At 40.9% G+C, this 11,301-nt stretch carries 8 protein-coding genes, 1 pseudogene and 1 riboswitch; of the genes and pseudogenes, 7 read left to right on the forward strand and 2 right to left on the reverse strand.

What is annotated here, in order from left to right; translation table 11 throughout:
• Window positions 1-24: 24 nt before the first annotated feature.
• Window positions 25-228, forward strand: a pseudogene (locus tag NST85_RS03915) (GMP synthase (glutamine-hydrolyzing)); the annotation flags it as partial.
• 145 nt (window positions 229-373) lie between these two features.
• On the opposite strand, the gene NST85_RS03920 reads toward NST85_RS03915, so the two are convergent.
• A complete protein-coding gene (locus NST85_RS03920) occupies window positions 374-1,807 on the reverse strand; it encodes a M14 family metallocarboxypeptidase (RefSeq protein ID WP_341188592.1) in 1,434 nt (477 codons plus the stop codon).
• Window positions 1,808-2,478: 671 nt separating this feature from the next.
• A riboswitch (purine riboswitch) is annotated at window positions 2,479-2,579 on the forward strand.
• A gap of 159 nt (window positions 2,580-2,738) precedes the next feature.
• On the opposite strand from NST85_RS03920, the gene NST85_RS03925 reads away from it, so the two are divergent.
• The 3 genes from NST85_RS03925 (at window position 2,739) to NST85_RS03935 (ending at window position 8,751) form a co-directional block, all read left to right on the forward strand.
• Window positions 2,739-4,139 carry an NCS2 family permease gene (locus tag NST85_RS03925; RefSeq protein WP_127194005.1) on the forward strand — a complete coding sequence of 467 codons (1,401 nt, stop codon included), beginning with the start codon at window positions 2,739-2,741 and terminating at the stop codon, window positions 4,137-4,139.
• A gap of 278 nt (window positions 4,140-4,417) precedes the next feature.
• Window positions 4,418-8,239 (forward strand): phospholipid carrier-dependent glycosyltransferase, encoded by a 3,822-nt coding sequence (locus NST85_RS03930; RefSeq protein WP_127194006.1) that lies wholly within the window; start codon window positions 4,418-4,420, stop codon window positions 8,237-8,239.
• A 74-nt stretch (window positions 8,240-8,313) separates the two neighbouring features.
• Window positions 8,314-8,751 (forward strand): GtrA family protein, encoded by a 438-nt coding sequence (locus NST85_RS03935; RefSeq protein ID WP_127194007.1) that lies wholly within the window; start codon window positions 8,314-8,316, stop codon window positions 8,749-8,751.
• A 368-nt stretch (window positions 8,752-9,119) separates the two neighbouring features.
• Here the strand turns inward: NST85_RS03935 and NST85_RS03940 are convergent, their stop codons facing one another.
• Complete coding sequence (locus NST85_RS03940; RefSeq protein ID WP_341188593.1) at window positions 9,120-10,127, reverse strand: hypothetical protein; 1,008 nt, start codon at window positions 10,125-10,127, stop codon at window positions 9,120-9,122.
• Between NST85_RS03940 and NST85_RS29255 the strand changes: the two genes are divergently transcribed.
• The 3 genes from NST85_RS29255 to NST85_RS03950 all read left to right on the forward strand — a co-directional run bounded on the left by NST85_RS29255 (window position 10,120) and on the right by NST85_RS03950 (window position 10,991).
• On the forward strand, window positions 10,120-10,230 hold the full coding sequence (locus tag NST85_RS29255) for an LPXTG cell wall anchor domain-containing protein (RefSeq protein WP_170220259.1): 111 nt from the start codon (window positions 10,120-10,122) through the stop codon (window positions 10,228-10,230). The genes NST85_RS03940 and NST85_RS29255 overlap by 8 nt on opposite strands.
• A 67-nt stretch (window positions 10,231-10,297) precedes the next feature.
• Window positions 10,298-10,777, forward strand: coding sequence for a sortase domain-containing protein (locus tag NST85_RS03945; RefSeq protein WP_341188594.1), 480 nt, complete (start codon window positions 10,298-10,300; stop codon window positions 10,775-10,777).
• Window positions 10,770-10,991: a sortase gene (locus NST85_RS03950; protein ID WP_341188595.1), complete on the forward strand. Its 222-nt coding sequence runs from the start codon at window positions 10,770-10,772 to the stop codon at window positions 10,989-10,991. Before NST85_RS03945 ends, NST85_RS03950 begins: the two co-directional genes overlap by 8 nt.
• Window positions 10,992-11,301 lie beyond the last annotated feature (310 nt).

An 11,301-nucleotide genomic window follows, 5' to 3' on the forward strand; every position in this document is an offset into this window, starting at 1 on the left:
TGTAATGACCGTAAATTGAAGCAGGTAATGGGTGATGCTCGTACGTATTCGTACACAGTAGGTATCCGCGCAGTAACTTCCATCGACGGTATGACAGCTGACTGGGCACGTATCCCATGGGATGTGCTTGAGAAAATTTCTGTTCGTATCGTAAACGAAGTAGAAAACGTAAACCGTATCGTCTACGACGTTACTTCGAAACCACCTGCAACGATTGAGTGGGAATAGACTTTAAATATTGACGATGTTCTACGCTTGTTAATCCTTGTAGGGGACAAGATATGAATCGAAAATAAATAAGCTATCACATGAATAGATATTCTAATCATGCGATAGCTTTTGTTTTTTTATGAGCGACTATTTGGACCTTAGATCAGGCAGCTTCCGCTGCTGCTTCAGGCGCTACTTCAGGAGCGGCTTCCTCAGAAGTCGAATTTAGCTCTATGTGACGACCGTCAATCCACCAGTTGCCATTGTCAGTAGAGATAAGGAGCCAGTCGGACCAACGCCCAATTACCTGAACGGTTTGTGGATTCAGAGTGGATAACTTAGGGGAAAAAACATCCGGATATTTATAGGTATAAGCTTCATCCTTAAGATCAGCGGTTGCATTCATATTCTCAACAACGGCTAGCTTTCCTGGTGACGGTTGAATCCAACCAGTTCCTTGGCCGCTAGCCACCTGATACCAGTCGCCCTTCTGAGCTGTAACTTCAACCTGTTGTGGGCTCAGATTGGAAATGCTGTCTGCAGCTCCAATTTTGCTATACAATTTGGTTTCTGCTAATAGACTCATAGATTGCTGGAGATATTGAACCTTTTGTTTTTCCAGCCAAAGAGTATAGGATTTTTGCGCTGTAAATAACGGAACCTCTTTATTTTCGGACCAGATTCCATTAAAAGCACTTAATGGTACGCTTCGTTCTCCGGCGTATTTTGCAACCTCGATGGTAAAGCCAGGGCGGTCAAATTCCTGGATGAACCAGTCTTTATAGCCCCCACCAGAAGGGTTTTTCTCCGGATTTACAAGAGAATATCCTGTAAGCTTGCTTAGCTCCGTAGCTATAGCTTTATCTCTAGATAGGTTTTTACTTAGCGTGTTGAAGTGCCAGAACAGTATTTCTCCCGAGCTATGATAAGAAATCGTAAGTTCAGGGTCGATCTTGTATGTAAAGTCCATCATACTTTGTACTTCTAGAGCTTGAGCCGCCTGAGTACCTTTATAATTTTGATACCAAGGATACGCTTGGGCATTTTTAATAGTGTTCCATTGGGCTGGGTATTGGCGATTTAGATCGATTCCCTGCATATTGGCTTTCCAGCGATTAAAGTTAGTGCTATTACCATTATATTTTTTTAAGGTGTTCGCCAGACTTGCTGATAGACCGGCAGTTCCTTGCTGTGATAGGGTTACACCATCCGGATTAACCATTGGAACGAACCAAATGCTTACGTGATCTAGTAATTCGCGTATGTTATATTTCGAGATTTCTGTGTTGTTATAATAGGCAGCAGTATATGTATCGATCATTTTCATTAAAAGAGGCGTAGTTATCCATTCTCTGGCGTGATGTGATCCATTAAGAAATAGCACGGATTCACCTCGGCCTAATTTGATAGCCCATAACTCCCGGTCATATTTCGTCTGTCCTATTGTTTCATAAGATATTAGATCAGGATAGGCAGCTGCGAGTTTCATAATGTCTCTCTGCATGATTGAATAAGAATAGATTTGGTTAGAATTTACTATAGATGTAGATGTAGACGCCTTAGCGGATTGTGGTACTTTAAAAAAAGAGACTACCATAAACAAACATAAGAGGAATAGAACACTTTTAAATGTAGTAGTCTTTGGAACTGGTGACTTAATCAATAGTACACATCTCCCATTCATCTGTTATTAAGTTAAAAGTCTAGTGATTTGTTGCGAGTATAAGATAATATACCTATACAGTCAATCCATTTACTGGTAATTACATGAGTCTAATTTACTAGAATTGGATGCTTATTGCGTAACAGATACCCGGTTACCATCATGATGGTTTTTGGGCATCCCCTTCAGTAAAAGTAGAATGAGATTTTAAGCTATTGCGAGTAGAGATGAGACAGGGAGCTGCCTCCATTTATATATTGGCTTAATTTTTGCCTGCGCTAAAAAAACATTGTGGAGATTTAATGATAATAAAAAAGAAGCAGTGCATTAACTTATGGGACAGCCTCTTACAAAGGGAATGATTTTCTAGATACTTTAAATATTAAAATAATAGAGACGTTAACATAATAGCGGGGTTTTAATATTAATTGGGGCTTTTCAGGGGAGATCAGGAGGAGCAAACTCTAATTAAATGACAAATCACGAACATTATTAGTTTTTTTATAAAATAACATTCGCTTTTCTGTTGACAAGTCTATTAATCCCACCTAGAATAAACCATGTAATAAGTCTTCACAGTAAGGCTTATATCGGGAATATTCGACAAATTACAACTTAATGCTTTTCGTATAATTCCGGGAATAGGCCCGGATGTCTCTACGAGATCACCGTAAATGATCTGGCTACGAAAGGAAGAAGCGTGAACAAGCATCATGTGTTGGGCTCTTAGGCAACGGAAATTAGTGCCGGTCCAGATGCATCGTATTTTATCACGCATCTTTTTATTCATCGTGAGCCGGGGGAGTTTCAGTATACCCGGGCTTTTTGTCGTTTCCGACTCATTATAAGGGGGAGTATTTTAATCATGGATCGCTTCTTTAAACTAAAACAGAATGGTACGACGGTACGCACGGAGATTATGGCAGGTCTTACAACGTTTATGGCCATGGCTTACATCCTAACAGTCAATCCGAATACGCTAACTGCATTTGGTGCGATTGATATGGGTTGGTATTCTGTATTCTTGGCTACTGCTCTTTCTGCTGGTATCTTCACTATCGCTATGGGGCTTTTCATCAACTTTCCAGTAGCGCTTGCACCGGGTATGGGACTGAATGCTTATTTTGCTTCCGTTATTCTGTCGTCGGCGACATCAGATACTCCCTTTACTTGGGAAATGGGTCTGACCGCTGTATTTATTTCCGGTTTAATTTTTATCCTACTTACAATTACACGGGTAAGACAAATGTTACTCGATGCTATTCCTGACTCACTTAAACATGCAATCACCGTAGGGATCGGGATGTTCATTTCGATTATTGGTCTTAAGAACAGTGGATTGATGACTATTGGTGTTGAATCGGGCAATGATATTGCTGCTCATACATTTACAAATGTTCTTTCTTACGAAACAGTTATCCATTTGGGGAGCTTGACGGATACAAACGTTCAACTCGGGATTGTCGGCCTATTGTTGATTGGTATCCTAATGGTGCTTAACGTTCGTGGAGCGATTTTGTTCGGAATCTTGGGCACGACTGTTGTTGCTATGTTGATGGGCGTTGTTGATTTTAATTCGCTCTCCAATGCGCAAACTCCATGGGTACCTGATTTCACACAAATCAACTTTATGTCGTTTGACTGGGATGGAATTCTTCATACAGGTATCATATCTGCTATTGCCACTTTTACATTCGTAGAGTTATTTGATACATTCGGTACATTAGTTGGTACTGCAACCCGTGCCGGAATTATGAAAGACCCTGTAGAGGGTAAAAAACGCGTTGGTAAAGCTATGTTTGTTGATGCAATTGCTGTTACAGGTGGTGCTATGTTGGGAACTTCCACTACTACAGCATATGTAGAAAGTGCTGCTGGTGTAGCTGAAGGTGGACGTACAGGTCTCACAGCTGTAACAACCGGTGCGTGTTTCTTGTTAGCATTGTTCCTAGCTCCAGTAGCTGCTCTGATTCCAGGATCTGCTACTGCTGCTGCACTGATTATTGTCGGCGTGTTGATGATGCAGTCCGTTAAAGAGATCGATTTCCAAGACATGGTTGTAGCTATTCCAGCGTTCTTGACGATCGCTATGATGCCTTTCACTTATAACATCGCAAACGGCATTTCCTTCGGTATCGTGTTCTATGTTGTACTAGCATTTGTTGCTAACATTTTTGGCAAAAAGAAATATGATATTCATTGGTTAATGTGGGTCTTGTTCGTACTGGTTATTCTCCGTTATGTATTCTTTGGTAGCGAAGGTTAATATTTCGAGACTAACAGTAAAATCATAAATTTATTACATCAATGTCTACTAGGAAAGCCTGTAGGTCCGTCATACGGATTTGCAGGTTTTTTTTGTATATATAGGATTGACCGATATCATTTCTTACATTAGATTAATGGTAATGTTCCTATTTATAGTTATTTTGTTCCATATAAATATAGTAAATGAATACTCTTTACTTCGTATCCATCATATCTTAGTAACTATCAGCATAATACTTGACCGATACTTATCATTGTCTGGGGTGAAGAGGATACATGTTAAAGTCAAAAAAATACGTTGCTTCTATTGTAGTAATCCTATGTCTAGTTATTTTGATTCCAATCCGTGTTATGGCCGCGCCGAACTTAATGCAAAATAGTGGGTTTGAACAAAACCAATCGGGAGTGCCAGAATTTTGGAGTCAGGATGTATGGGTAAGTGATGAAAATGCCAGTTTACTGTCTTTGGAGAACGACGACGTTCATTCGGGTAACACAGCATCGAGCATCGAGAATCTGCAGCCTAATCATGCTAAATGGGTTCAGAGTATGTCTGTAAAAGAGAATACTTATTATAAAATATCGGGTTGGGTTAAGGTTGTTCAGATGGAGAGTACTGCGACAGTGGGAGCCAATCTATTTGTATTAGGTGTTATGGGAGAGTACCCCCAATTAATAACCCCTAGTGGTGTTTGGGAGGAAATTTCATTCTACGGACAAACCGGTCCGGAACAGCAAGAAGTGACTATTGGCGCGGGAATTGGTACATATGGGACACTTGTAACCGGCAAAGCACTGTTCGATGACATAACGATGGAGGAAGTAGACAAGCCAGGGCAAGATGTGGCTGTGATTTCGATGATCATACCTGAGAATCCACAGCAAGCGGAAGAAGAACAGTTAATTAATAAGCCTATCTCAATGATTCCTGTGCTAGGGATCTCCGTTTTATTCAGTTTGTTGTTTGCTCTCTTATACAACAAGGTGCTCAGGAGACAGTGGAATGAAATATTGAAACCAGATTACAAGAAGTGGTTATTGCTAGCGCTATTGTTTGCCCTGATCGTTCGGATCTGGCTTGCATTGGCGATACCGGGTTATACCGGAGATTTATATACATTTATGAGTTGGTCTGATCGTTTAACCGAGCAAGGATTAGGTAACTTTTATCAGGATGGTGTTTTCGCTGATTATCCTCCTGGTTATATGATTGTCTTGTATGTGCTTGGTGCTATTAAATCAGTCTTTGATCTTGAAGCGACTTCTGCAACTACAAGACTTCTCTTTAAGCTACCAGCTATACTTGCTGACTTAGCTGTAGGAGTTATTATCTATCAAGCGGGGCTGAAGAGATTCGGAAAGGGCATTGCTCTGGGATTGATGCTACTGTATGTGTTTAATCCGAGTACTCTGATTAATTCGGCCGCTTGGGGCCAGATGGATGGATTCTTCGTTTTGTTCTTACTACTAGCTATTATTAACAACACGGAAGGACGAATGGAACGATCAGCTGTATGGTTTGCTATTTCTGTTTTAATTAAACCGCAAACACTGATTTTCACACCCATACTTCTACTAACATTTTTATATCGGCGTGAATGGAAACGGGTTTTGTATAGTGCAGGCTATGGTCTTGCAGCGTTTGGATTACTCGCCCTTCCTTTCTTTTGGAGAAATGGGGGGTTAGCAGGAATACTGAATCTCTACAAGACGACATTATCTTCGTACCCCTATGCTACAATTAATGCTTTTAATTTATTTGCTCTAAGTGGTGGCAATTGGCTACCCATTGAACAGAAATGGTTATTTCTTTCTTATCAGACTTGGGGATCTATTTTTATCGTGGTAGCAACCGCATTAGCTGTATATTACTTTATGAGTAAAGAGGGAAAGAAGGGGCTAGCGTCTTATTTTATCGGACTAGTACTCATTTCAGTCGTGTTCGTACTTGGCCCCAAAATGCACGAGCGTTATATGTTTCCAGCACTAATTCTTAGTTTGTTCAGTTTTATTCAGAGTAAAGATAGACGACTTCTCTTCATATACTTTGGACTTAGTTTGACTCATTTTGTTAATGTTGCTTATGTATTCCTGGCTTATGTGGCTAGTACTCAGAGCCCACCTACAGACGGTATCGTTATGTTATGCTCTATCGCGAACTTGGGCTTATTGGCTTACATGCTCTATGTGGGACATGACATCTACTATTGTGGGGGAAGGAAACCGTTACAACCTGTGACAGAGTATGAACAGCAGGGGAAACAGAAGAAGCTTTTAACAAAGCTGGTAGTTAATGCCGGCACTAAACTTGGGAGGAATCGTGGTCCTAAGTTCTTGCGCCGAAAAGATTGGATCTGGATAGGAGCAATAACCATTTTGTATACGGTTCTTGCCCTATATAATTTGGGGTCATTAAAGGATCCTCAGACGGTATGGGAACCACGTGCGGCTGGAGATAGCGTTTATGTTGATTTTGGCGCTACGAAAACACTGGACCAAGTTAATATTTTTGGTGGAGTCGGGTCGGGTAAATACAAGATTGAGTTTGGTGATTCTCAGGGTCAATGGTCTCAGGAACAAGAGATAGACCCATCGGGGAAAGTATTCGAATGGGACATCATTCCTGTGGATGTGAGTGCACGTTATGCTAAACTGACAGTGGAATCACCTGGATTTATGGTGCATGAGGTGGCATTTTTTGAAAAGGGCAAATCAGTACCTGTCGAGATTAAAGAGATAAACGATGATAACACTGTAGAGTCTATTCAGGGGACACCGGCTAACTTATTTGATGAACCCGCAGCAGTTTCTTACAAACGGAGTTATTTAAACAGTACTTATTTTGATGAAATTTATCATGCTCGTACCGCTTACGAACACTTAAATGGGTTGGAGCCCTATGAGAATACACACCCTCCTCTTGGTAAACTTCTAATCGCTTTAGGAATTAAGTTGTTCGGAGTAAATCCTTTTGGATGGAGAATTGTTGGTACTCTTTTTGGTGCAGGAATGTTGCCGATTATTTATGCCTTATCATTACGGATATTTGGTAAAAGAGAGTATGCGATCACTGCTTCATTGTTATTTGCTCTGGATTTCATGCATTTTACGTTAACTAGAATTGCCACAATTGATGTGTATGGCGTCTTTTTCATTATGCTCATGTTTTATTTCATGCATCGATATGTATCCCAAAACTTTTACTTACTCCCGCTCAGGAAAACGCTTGTTCCTTTGTTCTTATCCGGTTTATTCTTTGGAATCGGAGTTGCATCGAAATGGATCGTGTTATACGGTGGTGTTGGGCTCGCAATAATGTTAGGCATGTCATTGTATGAGCGTTACCGTCAGTCTGTAGCTGCGCGAAATGCGCTAGCACAAGGCGATCTAGATCAGGAGACTGAGCGAGTGTATGCTTATGCAGCGCGTTCGTTTAGACGTAACACTATAATTACATTGGCATCATGCATCGGGTTCTTTATCATAATCCCGTTAATAATTTATAGCTTGTCGTTTGTTCCTTCATTAAGGGCTTCTCAAGATGGATTTATATTTAAAGGTCTAGTGGATGCCCAGACGCATATGTTTGATTATCACAGTCAGCTTTTAGCAACACATCCCTTCGCTTCTTCGTGGTGGGAATGGCCGTTTATGAAAAGACCTGTATGGTTCTATAGCGCTGGTGATCAAGTAGATCAAGGACTAGTCTCAAGTATAGTAACGATGGGGAACCCTCTGATCTGGTGGACTGGGATTTTCGCCATGATCCTGACGATTTGGTTCTCAATAAAGCGCAAGGATACTCACGTTTATGTTATTTGGATCGGATTTCTTTCGCAATATGTACCTTGGGTGCTAGTTCCGAGATCTACATTTTTGTATCATTACTTTGCGATGGTACCTTTTATGATTTTAAGTATTGTATACATGATGAAATTACTTGAGTCTAAAATTGGGCCAATAAAATACATTCGGTATGTGTATGTTACCTTAGCGGCACTCCTATTTATCATGTTCTACCCTGTGCTATCTGGAATGGTTGTTAAACAAGGCTATGTTGATCACATTTTGCGCTGGTTCTCAACATGGGTATTTTAGATTATAGAATGCGGTGAATTAGAAGGTGTTGTCCCTTTTTACGGATGGCATACTGAAGGGGAAAGTAGAAACTTATGTCTGTTAAATCGCTTAGAAAGCCGTTTGAACAATTTGTAAGATTCAACTTAGTTGGACTGGTAAATACCGGAATTGATTTTTTGATATTTACTTTATTGTTATCGCTCGGATTTTTTGCCCTGGGAGCTCAAAGTATTTCGTATGTTGCAGGCACTGTAAATAGCTATTTTATGAATAAGCATCTAACTTTTAAACATGATGAAGGCCAGCGGCGAAGTGGGTTTGACCTAGCGCAGTTCACGAAATTTATAGTCATTAATTTGGTAGTGCTAGGATGCTCGCTACCTATCCTGCATCTTCTCATTCAACAAGTGGGTCTTCACCCTATTTGGGCAAAAGTGATTATTACCTGTTTTACAGTGTGTATTAACTTTTTTGCTTCTAGAAGATGGGTATTTAAATCCGAGAAGCATGAGCATGTGAAGGAAATGTAGTAAAGATTTTATTGTAATAACTTAGGAAGCAAAATCTGGAGTTCACTAATCACCCTGTGTGTATAATAATCATTCGACTGCCATGAGTTTTATTGTGGTGGTCTTTTTGAGTTAGCGGAACATGAGAATGAATTCTAGAAACTCTCTTTAGTTTTATTTATCAAATAATATTAATTCCTAAATTAGGTTATCAAAGTTCTTTTTTTCGGAATAGTCAGATAACTATAGTTTTAGGAGGGATTTATTATGATGAATAAACGAAGGAATGCATTAATATTTATGTTGATCGGAGTGTTAATGCTGGGTACAACATTCCGAATTAGCACGGTTTCAGTCAAAGCAGCAGAGGCGGAAATTATAACTGAGAATCAATCAGTTGAGGCTGAAGTTCTAACAACTACTGGAGGTGGAGGTTGGCCGAAACCATCACCATCGGTGAAGCCATCACCATCAGTGAAACCGTCGCATGGTCCATCGACGAAACCATCACACGGTCCCTCGACAAAACCATCACATGGGCCTTCGACGAAACCATCACCATCACCGACACCGACACCGACGCCAACACCGACGCCAACACCAACACCGTCGGATTGCCCACCAACACCAACACCAACACCAACACCAACACCAACACCAACACCAACACCAACACCAACACCAACACCAACACCAACACCAACACCAACACCAACACCATCGGATTGCCCACCGACACCAACACCAAGCCCAACACCAAGCCCAACACCAAGCCCAACACCAAGCCCAACACCAAGTCCAACACCGGAGCCAACACCAAGCCCAACGCCGGAGCCATCACCAAGCCCAACACCGGAGCCAACACCAAGCCCAACACCGGATCCAACACCAAGTCCAACGCCGGATCCATCACCAAGCCCAACACCGGAGCCAACACCAAGCCCAACACCGGATCCATCACCAAGTCCAACGCCGGATCCGTCACCAAGTCCAACACCGGATCCATCACCAAGTCCAGATCCGTCACCGAACCCAAGTCCGAACCCAAGTCCGAACCCAACACCGAATCCAACACCAAATCCAACACCGAATCCAACACCGAATCCAACGCCGAATCCAACACCAAACCCAACACCGAACCCAACGCCGAATCCAACACCAAACCCAACACCAACACCAACACCAACACCAACACCAACACCAACACCAACACCAACACCAACACCAACACCAACACCAACACCAACACCAACACCAACACCAACACCAACACCAACACCAACACCAACACCAACACCAACACCAACACCAACACCAGATGTGATAGTGAAGGATGAAGATCCGCAACCAAAAGGGCCTGTTGTGGTAAGCTCGGATGAAACTCCGGGTGTGAGCACCTTACCTAAGACAGGGGAGTCCAGTACACTTCCATTCTATTTGATAGGGCTTATTACGATTGCAATTGGTTTTATCCTCAAGAAAACTCGCAAACATAATTAATTTAGTGAAAAAGAAGTGAAGAGGGGCACCTCTTTACTTCTTTTATCTAGTTGGGGGATATTTTTTTATGAAAAAGTTAGTATCATATTTAATCATTCTTATTGGTGTTTCTATAATGGTATTTCCTAAGGCTAATGAGTGGTACCTGGAAGCACAGGGACAAAAACTGTTGGAGACCGCGGAACTGAGTTACGAAATCAACCAAACTAATGATATGGATGATTCTATTAATGAGCAAACTCAAATTAGTTATGAAAGAGTATCTAGAATTTTAGATCAGCAGCCAGAAGCAGAAGTAGAGACAGAAGAAGTTAATAGTGAGAACATAGATAGTCAAGGTGAGGTGAAGACGGCCGCTAAAAAAGAATCCGCACCTATCGCAATTATTAAGATACCCAAAATAGACCTGAAGTTACCCGTGCTTGAGGGGGCTACTAAAGAGAATATGAGTCGTGCAACCACGCACATGGTTGAGACAACGAAACTTGGTGAAATAGGTAATGCGGCGATTTCCGCTCATAGAGCACATAAGAAGGAGGTTGTTTAATCGTTTAAATGAAGTAGAGGTTGGAGATGAAATTGTAATTGAGATGGGGAAAACATCATTTAATTATATTGTATATAAAATATCCCGAGTAAAACCAACAGATGTATCTGTGTTAAATCGCAATAAAAAGGACAAGATTCTCACTTTAATTACTTGCGATCCTCTTGTGAATCCAACGCATCGATTAATTGTTCAAGCTAAGATAGTGGAATGATTACGGGGTATTATCTAATCTACTGTTTGAACTCTGCTATCTTGATTCATATAATTTATCGTAGTTGACATACGAGCACAAGAAATAGAAACCTTTATTTGCTGAAATTAGCGAGAGGTATCTAAAGGAGAAGTAGTAATAGGGATAATTTTTCCTTCATTAGAGCTGATAAAAAAGTAGGATTGCATATTCAAGAATCATGGTTTGAAGTCCTATTAACTTACCAACAAGGAAGATGGCAGTATATATTTGGCAATGAAAAAAGATCTGATTATGCTTGCACAGGCCTAGAAAAGATGCTATATTATAA

Source organism: Paenibacillus sp. FSL K6-2524, from assembly GCF_038005525.1.
Lineage (GTDB): Bacteria > Bacillota > Bacilli > Paenibacillales > Paenibacillaceae > Fontibacillus > Fontibacillus anaericanus.

Excerpts from the sequence above, each read along its gene's own strand:
- NST85_RS03920 (WP_341188592.1), bottom strand. The coding sequence starts at position 1,807 with ATGGTAGTCTCTTTTTTTAAAGTACCACAATCCGCTAAGGCGTCTACA.
- NST85_RS03925 (WP_127194005.1), top strand. The coding sequence starts at position 2,739 with ATGGATCGCTTCTTTAAACTAAAACAGAATGGTACGACGGTACGCACG.
- NST85_RS03930 (WP_127194006.1), top strand. The coding sequence starts at position 4,418 with ATGTTAAAGTCAAAAAAATACGTTGCTTCTATTGTAGTAATCCTATGT.
- NST85_RS03935 (WP_127194007.1), top strand. The coding sequence starts at position 8,314 with ATGTCTGTTAAATCGCTTAGAAAGCCGTTTGAACAATTTGTAAGATTC.
- NST85_RS03945 (WP_341188594.1), top strand. The coding sequence starts at position 10,298 with ATGAAAAAGTTAGTATCATATTTAATCATTCTTATTGGTGTTTCTATA.